16 protein-coding genes are annotated in these 16,093 nt (G+C 70.9%); 10 read left to right on the top strand and 6 right to left on the bottom strand.

Features of this window, described 5'->3' with window-relative positions:
- Positions 1–80: 80 nt before the first annotated feature.
- Complete coding sequence (locus ACWCQ6_RS02960; protein WP_451085010.1) at positions 81–1,070, top strand: MarR family transcriptional regulator; 990 nt, start codon at positions 81–83, stop codon at positions 1,068–1,070.
- 113 nt (positions 1,071–1,183) lie between these two features.
- Here the strand turns inward: ACWCQ6_RS02960 and ACWCQ6_RS02955 are convergent, their stop codons facing one another.
- From ACWCQ6_RS02955 to ACWCQ6_RS02940, 4 genes are all read right to left on the bottom strand, one after another.
- Complete coding sequence (locus tag ACWCQ6_RS02955; protein WP_451085009.1) at positions 1,184–1,669, bottom strand: DUF2505 family protein; 486 nt, start codon at positions 1,667–1,669, stop codon at positions 1,184–1,186.
- Between the two features lie 166 nt (positions 1,670–1,835).
- Positions 1,836–2,165, bottom strand: a complete 330-nt coding sequence (locus tag ACWCQ6_RS02950; RefSeq protein WP_451085008.1) for a hypothetical protein — start codon at positions 2,163–2,165, stop codon at positions 1,836–1,838.
- A 7-nt stretch (positions 2,166–2,172) separates the two neighbouring features.
- Positions 2,173–2,445 (bottom strand): DUF397 domain-containing protein, encoded by a 273-nt coding sequence (locus tag ACWCQ6_RS02945; RefSeq protein WP_451085007.1) that lies wholly within the window; start codon positions 2,443–2,445, stop codon positions 2,173–2,175.
- Complete coding sequence (locus ACWCQ6_RS02940; protein WP_451085006.1) at positions 2,402–3,280, bottom strand: helix-turn-helix domain-containing protein; 879 nt, start codon at positions 3,278–3,280, stop codon at positions 2,402–2,404. Before ACWCQ6_RS02940 ends, ACWCQ6_RS02945 begins: the two co-directional genes overlap by 44 nt.
- A 117-nt stretch (positions 3,281–3,397) precedes the next feature.
- On the opposite strand from ACWCQ6_RS02940, the gene ACWCQ6_RS02935 reads away from it, so the two are divergent.
- Together ACWCQ6_RS02935 and ACWCQ6_RS02930 are read left to right on the top strand one after the other, a co-directional pair.
- Positions 3,398–3,619 (top strand): hypothetical protein, encoded by a 222-nt coding sequence (locus tag ACWCQ6_RS02935; RefSeq protein WP_451085005.1) that lies wholly within the window; start codon positions 3,398–3,400, stop codon positions 3,617–3,619.
- A complete protein-coding gene (locus tag ACWCQ6_RS02930; protein ID WP_451085004.1) occupies positions 3,616–4,074 on the top strand; it encodes an ATP-binding protein in 459 nt (152 codons plus the stop codon). Before ACWCQ6_RS02935 ends, ACWCQ6_RS02930 begins: the two co-directional genes overlap by 4 nt.
- A gap of 46 nt (positions 4,075–4,120) precedes the next feature.
- Here ACWCQ6_RS02930 and ACWCQ6_RS02925 read toward each other — a convergent pair whose 3' ends face one another.
- Positions 4,121–7,411: a S41 family peptidase gene (locus tag ACWCQ6_RS02925; RefSeq protein ID WP_451085003.1), complete on the bottom strand. Its 3,291-nt coding sequence runs from the start codon at positions 7,409–7,411 to the stop codon at positions 4,121–4,123.
- A gap of 228 nt (positions 7,412–7,639) precedes the next feature.
- On the opposite strand from ACWCQ6_RS02925, the gene ACWCQ6_RS02920 reads away from it, so the two are divergent.
- Together ACWCQ6_RS02920 and ACWCQ6_RS02915 are read left to right on the top strand one after the other, a co-directional pair.
- On the top strand, positions 7,640–8,212 hold the full coding sequence (locus tag ACWCQ6_RS02920; RefSeq protein ID WP_451085002.1) for a TetR/AcrR family transcriptional regulator: 573 nt from the start codon (positions 7,640–7,642) through the stop codon (positions 8,210–8,212).
- A gap of 119 nt (positions 8,213–8,331) precedes the next feature.
- Entirely contained in the window at positions 8,332–10,548 is a 2,217-nt protein-coding gene (locus tag ACWCQ6_RS02915; RefSeq protein ID WP_451085001.1) for an MMPL family transporter, read from the top strand.
- Positions 10,549–10,766: 218 nt separating this feature from the next.
- On the opposite strand, the gene ACWCQ6_RS02910 is transcribed toward ACWCQ6_RS02915, so the two are convergent.
- Positions 10,767–11,129 carry an SsgA family sporulation/cell division regulator gene (locus tag ACWCQ6_RS02910; RefSeq protein WP_451085000.1) on the bottom strand — a complete coding sequence of 121 codons (363 nt, stop codon included), beginning with the start codon at positions 11,127–11,129 and terminating at the stop codon, positions 10,767–10,769.
- A 177-nt stretch (positions 11,130–11,306) separates the two neighbouring features.
- Here ACWCQ6_RS02910 and ACWCQ6_RS02905 point away from each other — a divergent pair, with 177 nt between their 5' ends.
- The 5 genes from ACWCQ6_RS02905 to ACWCQ6_RS02885 all read left to right on the top strand — a co-directional run bounded on the left by ACWCQ6_RS02905 (position 11,307) and on the right by ACWCQ6_RS02885 (position 16,058).
- Positions 11,307–12,362, top strand: a complete 1,056-nt coding sequence (locus ACWCQ6_RS02905) for an energy-coupling factor ABC transporter permease (RefSeq protein ID WP_451084999.1) — start codon at positions 11,307–11,309, stop codon at positions 12,360–12,362.
- A gap of 1 nt (position 12,363) precedes the next feature.
- Positions 12,364–13,203 (top strand): cobalt ECF transporter T component CbiQ, encoded by an 840-nt coding sequence (gene cbiQ, locus ACWCQ6_RS02900; protein ID WP_451084998.1) that lies wholly within the window; start codon positions 12,364–12,366, stop codon positions 13,201–13,203.
- The gene (locus tag ACWCQ6_RS02895; RefSeq protein ID WP_451084997.1) at positions 13,200–13,976 is read left to right on the top strand and encodes an energy-coupling factor ABC transporter ATP-binding protein; all 777 of its coding nucleotides are present in this window, start codon (positions 13,200–13,202) and stop codon (positions 13,974–13,976) included. Before cbiQ ends, ACWCQ6_RS02895 begins: the two co-directional genes overlap by 4 nt.
- 121 nt (positions 13,977–14,097) lie before the next feature.
- Positions 14,098–15,261, top strand: a complete 1,164-nt coding sequence (locus ACWCQ6_RS02890; RefSeq protein ID WP_451085111.1) for a serine hydrolase domain-containing protein — start codon at positions 14,098–14,100, stop codon at positions 15,259–15,261.
- Positions 15,258–16,058 carry an SDR family NAD(P)-dependent oxidoreductase gene (locus tag ACWCQ6_RS02885; protein ID WP_451084996.1) on the top strand — a complete coding sequence of 267 codons (801 nt, stop codon included), beginning with the start codon at positions 15,258–15,260 and terminating at the stop codon, positions 16,056–16,058. The genes ACWCQ6_RS02890 and ACWCQ6_RS02885 overlap by 4 nt, the downstream gene beginning before the upstream one ends.
- The last annotated feature ends 35 nt before the right edge of the window (positions 16,059–16,093 follow it).

The raw sequence follows: 16,093 nt of genomic DNA, 5'->3' as shown, positions 1-16,093 counted from the left end.
CGAACATAACGACCCCGGACGCGGTGTTAGAGCACCGGCCGGGGTCTGACCCCAAGATCGAAGCAGTAAGGACCGATCCCGTGGCTGTTGCAAACCTTAGCTCTGCCCTGCGTGCGCCCGCATCCTCGCGCGCCCATCCGAAGGCCCGGCCCGGTTACGGAAAGCGATCCGTTCCGGAGCAACGTCCGCCTCTCGAAGGCGATTTCGCATTTCTGCCCGAGCGTGAGCGGCACATCGCGGGTTACGTCGACGCGTTGCCGGACGGTGCGGCGGTGGACGTCAAGTCGCTGGCCAGGTGCCTGCCGCTGTACGGACAGATGGCCGTCGGCAGCGCGTTACGGGCCCTGAGCGTGGCCGGTCATCTGCGGCGTGTCCGGTGCCTGGGCGGGGACGGCGGCGAGGGCGGCGGCCAGGTCCGCTGGGTCACCCGCACCTACTGGTCGAGGGTCGCTCACGACAACGAGTGGTGGGGCGCCTTCCTCGCCGCCGAGGAGCACCGCTCGGCGCCGGGGCCGGGCGCGCGGGCGGGGATGGGCGAGGTTACGCCCGCAGCGCCCGTACCCGTACCGGTATCGGCGCCTGTGCCGGTGTTGCTGCCGCAGCAGCGCACCGCAGAGCCGGAGTTGGGGCCGGGACCACAGCCGGAACCGCAGCCGGAGCCTGAAGCGGGCGGGGAGCGGCCGCCCTCGCGTGCCTTTCTGGCCCTGGCCCGTCTGGGCCGTACCGATGCCCGTCTGGCGCTTTCGGCGGCGGACTGTGCGGAGCTGGAACAGTTGGCGGCCGAGTGGTTCGCGCGGGGCGTGGACGCCGAATACCTGACGCGCGCCCTCACCGCCGGGCTCCCCGAGTCCGTCGGCTCGCCCTTCGGCCTCGTCCGCAGCCGCCTCCGCGACAAGCTCCCGCCCCGCCTGCCCGCCACAACCCCGTCCGCGCCGGTAACTCCCGTGCGCCGCATGCTGGTCGAGTGCACCGAATGCCGCGTTCCCGGTCGCCCCGAAGCATTCCGCGACGGCCTGTGCAGGCCCTGCCGCGAGCCCGAACCCGAACCCGGCACCGACCCCACGACCTGACCGCCGCCCCGTCGGGCGCGGGTTCAGTCGAGGCTCTGGTGGTAGGTGATGCGGAGCGTGTCCGACAGGTCTGCCTCCAGCCCTTCGAGCACGCTCCAACCCTTCCCCTTTGCCTACCGCTTGGAGAGGGACGCTACGAGCCTGTCCATCTCCTCCCTGTACGACTTCTCGAAGCTGGATTCGAAGAGTCCACCGACACCGAAGATTTTCGCCTCGACCGAGATTTCGCTGATCACGCGGCTGCGGTCGGGCCCGAGCTCCTCGAAGCGCACCGCGCCCTCCATGCGGATCTTGTCCGCCATGGTCGAGGGAATCCGCTTCCAGTGCCACGTACGTTCAGACGTACTGAACGTGCTCTTCTCGGTCTCCCGGTAGCCGCTGCCGAAGAGCTTGGCCAACGGCCCGGGCAGCTCCCGTTTCGGCTGCATCGCCACCCGGCGTGTGGTCTGCTCGGGACCTTCCTGCCGGTCCGCCACGGCCCATTCCGCATACCCCAGGTCCTGGAGATACACCTCGGCCGTGATCACGTCGTCGAGGAGCAGCTCCCAAATCTTGGACAGGGCGCCGTTGAACTCGTTTGTCGTTGTGAATTTACCCATGCCCCCAGGTTAGAGATGCCGGTTCTTTTTAGGGTAATTTGTGCCCATTTGAACGTCTCCGGTCGGTATTTGGAAGAAGTCGATCACTTCGGGCAGGTGGGTGGCGGCTGGAACGAGGGCTTTACTGGGGCTTTCTGTATAAGTCCCAGTAACCCGCGTCCCACCATCAGCCGCCCCCGTTGTCGCTGTCCTGTGCGGAACGCAGCAGGAGCGTTTGGGCGACGATCTCCGACGCGGGGAGAAGGCGGTGCTCGGAGGGTAGGCAGAACGCGGCCGGATTCAGTTCCCCGCCCGCCAGTTGGCCGCGGGCTCCGTCGTGCCGCTGCAAGGACGCCACCAGGCCGGGCGGGAACCGAAGGCCGAGCACCCTCTCCGCCTCGCGTATCCCGTCTTCGTCGACCGGGTTGTTCAGCGTCTCCAGAGTCCGCGGAGCATGCCGGTGCAGCCATGCCTCGATTTGGCCCCAGGCGGCGTGAATCCGGGCCGGTTCGCCCACCGGGGAGTCAGGAAGCCTTGATGGACTCCACGAACGGCGTCCACGCGGACGCGTTCACGACGAGCACCGGCCCCTCGGGGCGCTTGGAGTCGCGGACGGGGACGAGGTCCTGGTGACCGTCCGCGACTTCGAGGCGCTCGCCGCCATCGCCGTTGCTGTAGCTGCTCTTGCGCCAGCGGGCGAACCCCTCGGCGACTTCGAGGCAGTTGCCGCCCGAGGTGTTGCTGTGGCTGCTCTTACGCCAGGTAGCGACGCTCAAGTCGATTTGGGTGCGCACCATTTCGGTAGTCCTCTGTTGCTTTTTCGATCACGGTGAGGGATTCCTCCGGAGACAGGGCGGCGGCCCGGAGGAGATCGTACGACCTCCGATACTGCTTCACGATCGTCGGATCGTCGATGGTGTTTCCGTGGTGCTGGCCTTCCGTGTAGAAGAGCGGGGGAGCGTCCGGGAAGTCCAGCAGCATGGCGTTGTTCAGCATGAGAGTGTGCGCTCCCGTGTTCCACGGAAGAATTTGCGTAATGATCCGGCTTCTCTTGGCGAGAGCGGCGACGTGGTCAAGCTGTTCGGCCATCTCCTGTGGCGGCAGGATAGGCATCCACAGCAGCGACTCAGGCAGAACGACCCAGTACTGCGGGGTCCGGTGGTTCCTCTCGAAGAGCTGCGCCCGTGCCAGCCGCGCATTGATCTTGGCGTCGATCTCTTCCGGCAGGTCCGGCGTCCGTTCGACGCGGAACAGGGCACGTGCGTACGGCTCTGTCTGGAGCAGGCCGGGGAAGACTGCCGGAGACCACTCGTTAATGGTCTCGGCCTTCTTCTCAGTCTCCAGCACGCGCTCGAAGTACTCCGCATGCCCCTTCCGCCGGGCCTTCCTAACGTCCTCGCACCGCCGCCCGAAGAACCCGTCCGTCTTCAGTACCCGGTCCACATGCTGGGCCAGATCCACCGGCATCCGCCGGTGACCGTGCTCGATCTCGCTCAGGTAAGTGATGCCGTAGAAGCTGCCGTCCACCAGCTTCTCCAGGGTCAGGCCCGCCTCCTCCCGCTTGAAGCGGAGTTCCTTTCCGTAGAACTGCGGGACGCCCGCCGAGCCGTCGATCTCCTTGCGTGTGGCCACTGTTGACCGCCTTTCGCGCTGTGCGTTGTGGAGCGGGAAGTCCTTTCACGGTAGGGGTCGATGCGGCAGCGTGTGAGGCGTTCGTCACAGTCGGCAACGAAAGGTGGACTTACCCCCATGGACGACACGTACGACCTCGCCGCCCACGACATCGGCCCGGACATCGACGCGCTCCGTGCCGCGCTCGCCGCGCACGGCATCACGCTGCCGACGCTCGGTGTCGACCCGCTGACCCTCGCCGCACGGACGACCCGGCCGCCGTTGGTCGCGCTCGGCAACTGCAACGCGGCCACCGCGCACCGGCTGGCCGAGGTGCTGCGTTCGGCGGCCGGGGGATGAGCCCGTTGCCGGTCGCGCTGGATCTGCTCGCCGTGCCGAAGGCCGTACCGGAGATGCGGCGGACCCTGCGGGAGCGGTGCGGGGGTGCGGACTCGCCCGATCTGCTGCTCTGTGTCAGCGAGTTGCTGACCAACGTGATCGTGCACCTCGGGGAGGGGACGCCGGTCACGCTCCGGGGCAGCGGTACGTGCACCGGCCGGGTCAGGGTCGAACTGAGCGATCCCGAGCCGTGCGTCTGGCCGACCCTGCGCACCGCGTCCGTCGGTGACGAGTCGGGGCGGGGGCTGGCGCTCGTGGACGCGCTGGCGCTGCGGTGGGGCGTCGAGCAGGGGCCGTACGGCAAGACGGTCTGGTGCGAGCTGCGGGCCCCCGACGGCGCGAGGCAGATCACTCGCGAGGGTGCGGGGGCGGAGGCCGGCCGATCCGGCGCAGCGCGGGTTGCGCGTTCCCGCTGAAGGCCGGGGGAACGTTCAGCTGCGCGCCGCCGGTGCCCACCCCGTACTACCGCGGCGGCAACGGCGGCCGTCGCCGGTCCGGGACGTCGTCGTACGTCGGCGGGGTCGCCGCGGGCTGGGCGGCCAGCAGGTCCAGGGCCACCCGTACCGCGTCGTCCAGCACCGCGTACCGGCCCTCCGCCCAGTCGAGGGGGGTGCGCAGCGCCTCCAGGTCCGGCTCGACGCCGCGGTTCTCGATCGACCAGCCGTAGGTGTCGAACCAGGCCGCGTTCATCGGCACCGTGATCACCGTGCCGTCGCCGAGCCTGGTCCGGCCGGTCATGCCGACGACGCCGCCCCAGGTCCGCTGGCCCACGACAGGGCCGAGCTTCAGCAGGCGGAACGCGGCGGTGATCATGTCGCCGTCGGAGGAGGTCGCCTCGTCGGCCAGGGCGACCACGGGGCCGCGCGGGGCGTTCGAGGCATAACTCACCGGCTGGGCGTTGCGGGTCAGGTCCCAGCCGAGGATGGTGCGGGTCAGTTTCTCCACCACCAGCTCGCTGATGTGGCCGCCCGCGTTGCCGCGCACGTCGACGATGAGGGCCGGGCGGGACACCTCCATGCGCAGATCCCGGTTGAACTGGGCCCAGCCCGATCCGCCCATGTCGGGGATGTGCAGATAGCCGCACTTGCCGCCGCTCAACTCCCGTACGACGTCACGGCGTTTGGCCACCCAGTCCTGGTAGCGCAGCGGCCTCTCGTCGACCAGGGGGATGACGGCGACGCGACGGGGGAGGCTCCCGCCCCCGGCCGGGCGGAAGGTCAGCTCGACGGTGGTGCCGCCCGCCGCGGTGAGGAGGGGGTACGGGCCGGCGACCGGGTCGACCGGGCGTCCGTCGACATGGGTGAGGACCGCGCCCTCCCGGATGCCTGTGCCGGCCAGCGGGGAGCGCGCCTTGGAGTCGGAGGAGTCGCCGGGCAGGATGCGCCGGATCGTCCAGTCGCCGTCCCGGCACACCAGGTTCGCGCCGAGCAGGCCGATCGCCCGCTGGTAGTGCGGCGGGCCCTCGTTGCGGCGGGCCGGGGTCACATAGGCGTGCGAGGTGCCCAGCTCGCCCAGGACCTCGCGCATCAGGTCGGCGAACTCGTCGGGGGAGGCGACCCGTTCGACCAGCGGGCGGTACTGGTCGAGCACGGCCGTCCAGTCGATGCCGCACATGTCCGGGTCCCAGAAGTAGGAGCGGATGATGCGGCCGCCCTCCTCGTACGCCTGCCGCCACTCCGCCGCCGGGTCGACCTCGTGCAGGATGCGGCGCAGGTCCAGGTAGACCGTCGAGTCGCTGTCGCCGGGCTCGGTGGCGGGGACGGCGCGCAGCTCGCCCTCGTCCATGACGACCAGCCGGGTCGCGTCGCCGCTGACCGCGAACCAGTCGAGATGGCCGACCAGTTCGGTCTTCCTGGCCCTGGTGATGTTGAAGTGTTCGAGGGTGGGGCGGCCCGACATGTCCGCCGGGTTGGCGAAGGTCTCGCCGAGTGCGCCGGAGATCGGCCAGCGCAGCCAGACCAGCCCGCCGCCGCTCACCGGGTGCAGCGCCGAGTACTTGGAAGCGGAGACCGGGAAGGGCGTCACCCGGTTCTCCAGGCCCTCGAACTCGACGGTGACCGTCGACGGACCCTCGCCCGTCCCGACATCGGGGATGTCGTCGGCCGGGTCGAGCCCGCCCGCCGCCGGGCGCCCCTCCGGGGACAGGGCGAAGGGGGAGGGGGTGGCGGACGAGAGCGGCACCAGGTACGGGCGGCAGCCCAGGGGGAAGGAGAGGTCGCCGGTGTGGACGTCGTACACCGGGTCGAAGCCGCGCCAGGAGAGGAAGGCGAGATAGCGTCCGTCGCCCGTGAAGACGGGGTTCTCGTCCTCGAAGCGGCCGTTGGTGACATCGACGATCACGGGGGCGCCGGTGCCCAGGATGCGGGCCAGCTTGATCTTGCGCAGCGAGCGGCCGATGCCGGGGTGCGACCAGGTCAGCCAGGCGCCGTCCGGGGAGAACGCCAGGTCGCGGACCGGGCCGTTGAGGGAGCGGATCAGCTCGGTGGGCTCGCCGGTGGAGGTCTCCTCGTCGGTGTCCAGGAGCAGCAGCCGCCCGTCGTTCGTCGCGATCGCCAGCCGCTCGCCGTCCGGGTCGGCGATCAGCTCGTGCACCCGGCCGAGCTGCCCGGACGCCAGCCGGCGCGGCTCGCGGTCGCCGCTGGCGCGCGGCAGGCAGGCGATCTCGATCGCGTCCTCGCCGTCGGCGTCGGTGACGTAGGCGACCTGGCCGCCGCTGCCGAGCATCTCGGGCAGCCGGACCCGGACCCCGGGGGTGTCGGCGATGGTCCGGGCGGGACCGTCGCGATGGGTGAGCCAGTACAGGCTGCCGCGTACGGTGACGGCGCTGGCCCGGCCCGTTTCGTCCACGGACAGCGAGTCGATGTTGCTGGCGGCCGGGACCTGGTGGACGCGCCGTCCGGTGCGGGGCCCGCCGAGCCGGACCTCCAGCTTCCTGGGCACCGCGTCCGGCGAGGCCAGGTCGTCGACCAGCCACAGATCGCCCGCGCACTGGTAGACGATCCGGTGCCCGTCGCTGGAGGCGTGCCGGGCGTAGAAGGCGTCGTGGTCGGTGTGGCGGCGCAGGTCGGTGCCGTCGGGCCGGCAGGAGTAGAGATTGCCGACGCCCTCGTGGTCGGAGAGGAAGGCGATCCGGCCGCCGACGAACATCGGTGAGGCGAGATGGCCGCCGATGTCCGGGAGCAGCCGCTTGCCGTGCAGCCAGAGCCGGCCGGTCGCGCCGCCCCGGTACCGCTTCCAGGCGGCCGGTTCGTGCGGGGGTGTGCCGGTGAGGAGCAGGGTGCGCCGCTCGCCGTCGATGTCGGCGATCGCGATGTCGGAGGCCGGGCCCCAGGGCAGCTTGCCGCCGGGGCTGCCGTCGGTGGGGACGCTGTAGGCCCAGGAGACGTGCGAGAACGGCTGGTTGTGCGAGGACACGGCAAGGATCTGGGCGGAGTCCTCGGGGTCGGGGGTCCAGCCGCAGACCCGGGTGTCCGTCGAGCCCCAGTAGGTGAGCCGGCGGGCCGGGCCGCCGTCGACCGGTGCGAGATGGATCTCGGGATCGAGGGTGCGCCAGGTCGTGTACGCGATCCGGCCGCCGTCGGGGGAGAAGCGGGGGTGGCTGACCCGCGTCCGGTCGATGGTCAGTCGCCAGGCGCGGCCGGGCTGCTCTCCCTCGGGCGCGAGGGGGGCGACCCAGAGGTCGTCCTCGGCCGCGAAGCAGAGCAGGTCGTCGTGAAGGTGCGGGAAACGGAGATACGCGACGTCGTCACTCACCCTCCAATGCTTTCCGCGCGCAAGGGCCCCGGCAACTCGTGGTGCGGAACGGCCCGTGGTGCGGAACGGCCCGTGATGCGGATGGGGCTTGTGGTGCGAATGAGGCTTGTGGTGTGAAACACGTTGAAACGGTTTCGATTCGCCGGGTGGGCGGGGTTAGCGTCGAAGTGTACGAAACGGTTTCGTTCCCTTGACTGGTGTGCGAGAACGCGGACAGGAGGTCGATACATGGCACGCACCCGGCTCACGCCCGAGCGTGAGAGCGAGCTGTACGCCGCCGTGCTCGACCTGCTCCGCGAGGTCGGCTACGACGCCCTGACCATGGACGCCGTCGCCGCCCGTACCCGTTCCAGCAAGGCCACCCTCTACCGCCAGTGGGGGAGCAAGCCCGAGCTGGTCGTCAAGGCCCTGCGGCACAACAAGCCGGTGTCCCTCGCGGAGATCGACACGGGATCGCTGCGAGGCGACTTCCATGCCGCGCTGAGCCGCAGCGACGACTGCCAGATGGAGAAGGACTCCGCGCTGATGCGGGGCCTGAGCCATGCCGTCCACAACAATCCCGATCTCCACCAGGCCCTGCGCGAGCTGCTGATCGAGCCGGAGATGACCGGCCTCGACCGGCTGCTGCGCCGAGCCGTGGACCGGGGTGAGGTACGTCCGGACAACCCGGCGATGAGATATGTGCCGCACATGGTGGTCGGCGCCCTCGCAGCCCGGCAGCTGGTCGAGGACCGTGCTGTCGACCAGGCGTTCCTCCTCGATTACGTCGACTCCGTGGTTCTCCCCGCCCTCGGAGCCTGACCCCGCGCGTCCCCTTCGCGCGGCCCTCTCCCCGAGCTCCACCTGACACGCCGCTCTCGTCGTCGGGCTGGTTCCGCACGCCCCTTGCACGCACACGACCTGACCGGGAGTACGCCTCCGTGGCCACATTTCTCTACAAACTCGGACGGTTGTCCTTCCGGCGCCGCCGCTATGTCGCTCTGGTCTGGGTGGCACTGCTGGCAGTCGCCGGAATCGGCGCGGCCTCCGCGTCCCCCGCCACCTCCAGCTCCTTCTCGATCCCGGGCACGGAGGCGCAGAAAGCCTTCGACCTGCTGGAAGAGCGTTTCCCCGGCGCGAGCGCCGACGGCGCGACCGCACGGGTCGTCTTCAAGGCCCCCGACGGCCAGAAGATGACGGACCCGGAGAACGTGGCCGAGGTGAGCGAGGTCACCGAGGAGCTGATGTCCGGTTCGGACCAGATCGCCCACGTCACCGACCCGTACACCAGCAACGCCGTCAGCCAGGACGGCTCCACCGCGTACGTCTCCGTGTCCTACGAGGTCAGCACGCTGGAGCTGACCGATGCGACCCGGGACGCGCTTCAGGACGCGGGCGAATCGGCGCAGAAGAGCGGGATGACGGTGGAGATCGGTGGTGACGCGCTCCTGGTGATACCGGAGACCGGGGTCGCCGAAGTCATCGGTGTCGCGGTTGCCGCCGTGGTGCTGGTCATCACCTTCGGCTCGCTGATCGCCGCCGGGCTGCCGCTGCTCACCGCCCTGATCGGGGTCGGTATCGGTGTCTCGACGATCACGGCACTGGCGAACGTGCTGGAACTGGATTCCACCACCTCCATCCTCGCGATGATGATCGGCCTCGCGGTCGGTATCGACTACGCGCTGTTCATCGTCTCCCGCTACCGTGCCGAGCTGGCCGGGGGCCGGGAGGGCGAGGAAGCGGCCGGACGGGCCGTCGGCACGGCCGGTTCCGCGGTCGTGTTCGCCGGACTCACCGTCGTCATCGCGCTGGTCGGCCTGGCCGTCGTGAACATTCCGTTGCTGACGAAGATGGGCTTCGCCGCAGCGGGCACGGTCGCTCTCGCCGTTCTCATCGCGCTCACTCTGGTCCCGGCGCTGCTGGGCTTCGCGGGCAAGCGGATCACGGGACGCAAGGCGCGCAAGGCCGCCGAGGAGGGGAAGCGGGCCGAGGCCAAGCCGAACATGGGCACCCGCTGGGCGCGGTTCGTGCTGCGCAAGCCGGTGTGGGTGCTGCTGGCCGGAGTCATCGGCCTCGGCGTGATCGCCGTACCGGCCGCGTCCCTGGAGATGGGCCTGCCCGACGAGGGCTCCCAGCCCACCAGCACCACCCAGCGGCGCGCCTACGACCTGGTCTCCGAAGGCTTCGGTCCCGGTTTCAACGGGCCGCTGACGGTCGTCGTGGACACGGCGGACAGCTCCGACGGCAAGTCCGCGGCCAAGCGGGTCTCCGCCGAGATCTCCGCCATGCCGGGCGTCGTCGCCGTCACCCCGGCCCAGTTCAACAAGGCCGGCGACACGGCGGTGTTCACCGTCGTACCGAAGGACCGGCCGAGCTCCGTCGAGACCGAGAACCTGGTCCACGAGATCCGTGACGCGGGCAAGGACATCACGTCCGACACCGGCGCCGAGGTCCTGGTCACCGGCTCCACGGCGATGAACATCGACTTCTCGCAGAGGATGTACGACGCGCTGGTGCCGTACCTGGCGCTCGTCGTCGGCCTGGCCTTCGTGCTGCTGATGCTGGTCTTCCGGTCGGTGCTGGTGCCGCTGAAGGCGGCCCTCGGCTTCCTGCTCTCGGTCCTCGCGGCCCTGGGCGCGGTCGTCGCGGTCTTCCAGTGGGGCTGGTTCGACTCGCTCTTCGGTGTGGAACAGCCCGGCCCGATCCTGTCGATGATGCCGATCTTCATGGTGGGCATGGTCTTCGGCCTCGCGATGGACTACGAGGTCTTCCTCGTCACCCGGATGCGTGAGGCGTACGTCCACGGCGAGAAGCCCGACCAGGCGATCGTCACCGGCTTCGACCACGGCGCCCGGGTCGTCACGGCCGCGGCCGTGATCATGATGGCGGTCTTCGCGGGCTTCATCGGCTCCAGCGAGCAGATGATCAAGATGATCGGCTTCGCGCTCGCCATCGCCGTCTTCTTCGACGCGTTCGTGGTCCGGATGGCGATCGTGCCCGCGGTCCTCGCGCTGCTCGGCCGGCGCGCCTGGTGGCTGCCGCGCTGGCTGGACCGGCTCCTGCCGAACGTCGACGTGGAGGGCGAGGGGCTGCGCGAGCAGTTCGACGAGACGTCCCGCGGTGACGCCGGGGGCGAGCGCGAGCCGACCCGGGTCTGAGCCCTGCGGCCCAGGGCCTGTCGGAGCCCTGCGGCCCAGGGCGGGGCCCCCGGGAGCGCGCCTGGTCGAGCCGTGGATGAGCATTTGGGGCCGTGTCCGAGCGGAGCGCGGCCCCAAGGCGCCGGTCATCCGTGGGGGACGGGGGACCAGGGCGCAGGAAGAAGCCCCCGTGCGGACGGGGGCTTCTTCCTGCGCGTGCAGGTGCGTCGCGCGGGGCGTCAGGCGGGTGCCGCGTCGGGCGCGGGGCCGGCGCCCTCGTCGGTGTGCGTGCGGTGCAGAAAGCGGATCAGCGGCGCGCTGTCGAACTGCACCACCTCCACGCCCTCCTTCGAATGGACCTCCACGACCAGCTGCGTCCGCCCGCAGGGCCAGACACGGACACCGCCGCGCTCGGTGGGGGCGTGCAGCCCGCCCTCCAGCAGATCGCGGCCGAATGTCCATTCGTCGCCGCCGGGGAAGGCGACGTGGACGGTGCGCGGGTCCTTGTCGGCGTCGTACAGCAGGTCGACCGGGACGGCAGGGAGATCGGGGGTGTCGTTGACGAGCCAGGCATCTGTCTGTTCACGGATCACCGGGGGCATGGAACGACTCCTCCTGTGCGTACGGCTTCGCCATCCAATGTCCCATATTTTCCGCAAGCGGTGCGCTCGGCGGCTGTGACGAACTCGCTCTTGCGAAGGGTTTGCAACAAGGTCCTATCATTGAGCGGTTCACGACATCGTCCGCAGTGACGCAGGACCGCAGGGAGCGGAGCCCCCATGCATGTACCCGACGGATTCATCGACGCGCCCGTCTCCGCCGCCGCCGGAGTCGTCGCGGCCGGTGCGGTCGCCGTCAGCCTGCGGGGTGCCCGGCGCGAACTGGAAGAGCGCACCGCGCCGCTCGCCGGCCTCGTCGCCGCGTTCATCTTCGCCGTGCAGATGCTGAACTTCCCGGTCGCGGCGGGCACCAGCGGGCATCTGCTGGGCGGGGCGCTGGCGGCGATCCTGGTCGGGCCCTGTACCGGCGTGCTCTGCATCACCGTCGTCCTGCTCATGCAGGGCATCCTTTTCGCCGACGGCGGCCTCACCGCGCTCGGCGTGAACGTGCTCGTCATGGGCGTCACCACCGTCGTCGTCGCGTACGCGCTCTTCCGCGGGCTGTTCAAGGTGCTGCCGAAGACCCGCCGCTCCGTGACCGCCGCGTCCTTCGTCGCCGCCCTGGTCTCCGTACCGGCCGCGGCCTGCGCCTTCACGCTGATCTACTGGATCGGCGGCACCACAGACATCCCGATCGGCAAGGTCTTCACCGCGATGGTCGGGGTCCACGTCCTGATCGGCATCGGCGAGGCCGTGATCACCGCGCTGACCGTCGGCGCCGTCATCGCCGTCCGCCCCGACCTGGCCCACGGCGCCCGTGGGCTCACCTCCTCGCTCAAGCTCCGGGTCGACGGCGAACTCGTCGACGCCCCCGCCCGGCAGCCCGTCGCCCCGGTCGCCGCCCGCTCCCACCGGGGGATCTGGGCCACCGGCCTGGTCACCGCCCTCGTCCTGGCGGGCTTCGTCTCCTATTACGCCTCCGCCAGCCCCGACGGCCTGGAGAAGGTCGCCGCCGACCAGGGCATCGACAAGAAGACCGAGGAACACGCGGCCAAGGACTCCCCGCTCGCCGACTACGGCGTCAAGGACATCTCCGACGCCCGGATCTCCGGCGGCCTCGCCGGAGTGATCGGCGTCGGCGCCACGGTCGTGGTCGGCAGCGGAGTCTTCTACGCGGTCCGCCGCCGCCGTACGCACGCCGCCGACGACACCTCGCGCACCCGCGAAAAGGTCTGACATGGGCGCCGGCACTCCGTGGAAACCCACCACGCACAGCAACCACTCACGCCCCCGGCCCGGCCCGGCCCCGTACCCGGGTGCCGCAGGCCACGCACACAAGCTCTACCGGCACGGTCACTCGCCCGTCCACGACCTGCCGCCGCACTGCAAGATCGCCGCCGCCTTCTGCTTCGTCGTGGTCGTCGTCTCGACGCCGCGCGAGTCGGTATGGGCGTTCGGGCTGTACGCGGTGCTGCTCGGCGCGGTCACCGCGCTCGCCCGCATCCCGGCGGGCTTCCTGCTCAAGCGACTGCTCATCGAGGTGCCGTTCGTCGCGTTCGCGCTGCTCATGCCGTTCGTGGTGCCCGGCGAACAGACCCATGTCCTCGGCCTCTCCGTCAGCGTCCCCGGCCTCTGGGGCGCCTGGAACGTCCTCGCCAAGGGCACCCTCGGCGTCGCCGCGTCCGTACTCCTCGCCTCCACCACCGAACTGCGCTCGCTGCTGCTCGGCCTCCAGCGGCTGAAGCTGCCGCCGCTGCTCGTCCAGATCGCCTCCTTCATGATCCGGTACGGCGACGTGATCACCGACGAGATGCGCCGGATGCAGATCGCCCGCCGCTCCCGGGGCTTCGAGGCACGCGGCGTACGGCAGTGGGGCGTCCTGGCCAAGTCGGCGGGCGCGCTCTTCATCAGGTCGTACGAGCGCGGCGAACGCGTCCACCTCGCCATGGTCAGCCGCGGCTACGCCGGTTCCATGCCGGTCATCGACGAGGTGACGGCCTCCCGCGCCCAGTGGTCGTACGCCGCCGTACTCCCCGTGCTCGCCCTCGCAGTCTGTCTGCTGGGATGGACCCTATGAGTCAGCCCACCGCCCCCGCGCCGTCCCTGGAAGTCAGCGGCCTCGCCTACGCCTACCCCGACGGCCACCAGGCACTCTTCGGGGTCGACCTCACGGTCGGCCGGGGCGAGCGGGTCGCCCTGCTCGGCCCCAACGGCGCCGGCAAGACCACCCTCGTACTCCACCTCAACGGCATCCTCGACGCCGGAGCGGGCACCGTCCGGGTCGCGGGTCTCCCCGTCGAGAAGCGCAACCTCGCCGAGATCCGCCGCCGCGTCGGCATCGTCTTCCAGGACCCCGACGACCAGCTCTTCATGCCCACCGTCCGCGAGGACGTCGCCTTCGGCCCCGCCGCCTCCGGGCTGCGCGGCGCCGAACTGGAGGAACGCGTCACCGAGGCCCTGAAGCAGGTCGGCATGGAGGAGTACGCGGACCGGCCGCCGCACCACCTCTCCTTCGGCCAGCGCCGCCGCGTCGCCGTGGCCACCGTCCTCGCCATGCGGCCGGAGATCCTCGTCCTGGACGAGCCGTCCTCCAACCTGGACCCGGCCTCGCGGCGCGAACTCGCCGACATCCTGCGGTCCCTGGACGTCACCGTGCTCATGGTCACGCACGACCTGCCGTACGCCCTGGAACTCTGCCCGCGCGCGGTGATCCTCAGCGAGGGCGTCATCGCCGCCGACGACCGCACGCAGGACCTGCTCTGCGACGAGAAGCTGATGCGCACCCACCGCCTGGAGCTCCCCTTCGGTTTCGACCCGCGCTCGGTGACGCCGGACGTTCCGCGAGTGTGAGCATCTCGGCGACCGTGAACGGTCCGCGCCGGTGAAGCCGGTGAACATGAGGTGACCCGCCACACCTGCCACCCGCGCCGGGATGCACCATGGGGGGATGAGCGGGAGCGCAGGAGCAGGCGTGGACGTACGGGGCACGGTGGCGGCCGGATTCGAACCGGTCAGGGATGCCTTCATCCGTAACTTCGAGCAGCGGGGCGAACGCGGCGCGGCCGTCACGGTCTACCGGGACGGGCAGAAGGTCGTCGACCTCTGGGCCGGTACGAGAGACGTCGACGGCACCGAACCATGGGCCGTCGACACCGTGCAGGTCGTCCGCTCGGCGGGCAAGGGCATCGCCGCCGCCGTACCGCTGCTGCTGCACCAGCGCGGCCAGGTCGACCTCGACGCCCCGGTCGGCACGTACTGGCCAGAGTTCAAGGCGGCCGGCAAGGAACGCGTGCTCGTCCGGCACCTCCTGTCCCACCGGGCCGGGCTCCCCGCGCTCGACCGCCCGCTGAGCCCCTCCGAGGCGGCCGACGGGATCCTGGGCCCGCAGGCCGTCGCCGCCCAGTCGCCCCAGTGGGAACCCGGCACCGACCACGGCTACCACGCCCAGACCTACAGCTGGCTCATCGGCGAACTGGTGCGCCGGGTCACCGGCCGCACCGTCGGCCGCTGGATCGCCGAGGAGATCGCCCGCCCGCTCGGCCTGGACTTCTGGTTCGGCCTCCCGACGGACGAGGCACACCGGGTCGGCCGCATCGGGCCCGTCGAGCCGCCCGCCGCCCCGGGCAACGGCGGCACCCTGCGGGTGCGGCCCAAGCGGTCCGTCGCCGAGGCGTACCGCGACCCGCACTCCCTCACCCGCCGCGCCTTCGGCGCCATCGACCCGCTCCCCGACGAGAACGACCCCGGCTACCGGGCGGCCGAACTCCCCGCCTCCAACGGCATCGCCACCGCACGCGCGCTGGCCCGCTGCTACGCCGCGATGATCGGCCCGGTCGACGGGCACCGCCTGTTCGCCCCGGCCACCCTCACCCTCGCCCGCACCGAGGAGTCGGCGGGCCCGGACCGGGTCCTGGTCGTCAACACCCGGTTCGGCCTGGGCTACATGCTGCACGGCCCGGCGTCCCCGCTGCTCGCCCCCGGCTCGTTCGGCCACCCCGGCCGGGGCGGCTCGCTCGGCTTCGCCGACCCCGAATCCGGCATCGCGCTGGGCTATGTGACGAACGGTCTGCAGAAGGGAGTTACCGCCGATCCCCGTGCCCAGGCTTTGGTCAGGGCAGTACGGTCGGCGCTATGAATCCTTCTCACCCTGCTGGTTCACGGTTCGACGGATACGGCGTGCTCATCACCGGAGCGGGCCAGGGCATCGGCGCGGCCACGGCCCGCCGACTGGCCTCGGAGGGCGCGCGCGTCCTGGTCACCGACCTGGACGGGGACCGCGCCGAGCAGGCCGCCGCGGCGATACGCGAGACGGGCGGGGCCGCTGAGGCGCTGCCCTGCGACGTGGCCGACCGGGCGGCCGTCGAGGCGGCGGTGGCCCACGCGGTCGCCGCCTTCGGCTCTCTGGACGTGCTGGTCAACAACGCGTACTCCTGCACCAGGGACGTCCCGCTCTTCGAGGACGAGCCCGACGAGGCATGGCAGCGTGATCTGGACGTCACCCTCACCGGCCCCTACCGCTGCGCGCGGGCGGCCCTCCCGCACCTGGTGGCCTCCGGCCGGGGCGCGATCGTCAACATCGGCTCGGTCAACGGCGAACAGGGCTTCGGCAACCACGGTTACAGCGCAGCCAAGGCGGGGCTGGCCGGCTTCACCCGCACCCTCGCGGGCCACGCGGGACCGCGCGGCGTACGCGTCAATCTCGTCGCGCCCGGCACGGTCCGCACGGACGCCTGGGCGGGCCGGGACGCCGACCTCTCCCGGGTGAGCGGCCTCTACCCGCTCGGCCGGGTCGGCGAGCCGGAGGACATCGCGTCCGCCGTCGCCTTCCTCGCCTCGCGCGACGCGGCCTGGATCACGGGCACGACGCTGCGCGTGGACGGCGGGCTGACGGCGGTCAACTACGGCTTCCGGAACGCGGTTTCGGGGGAGTAGCCGCAGCCGGGCCCGGCGGGGCGAGCGGGTGCCGC

The sequence above is a fragment of the Streptomyces sp. NPDC001880 genome (genome assembly GCF_053594575.1).
Note: the sequence above shows the minus strand (reverse complement) of the source record. Positions and strands in the feature narration are given on the sequence as shown.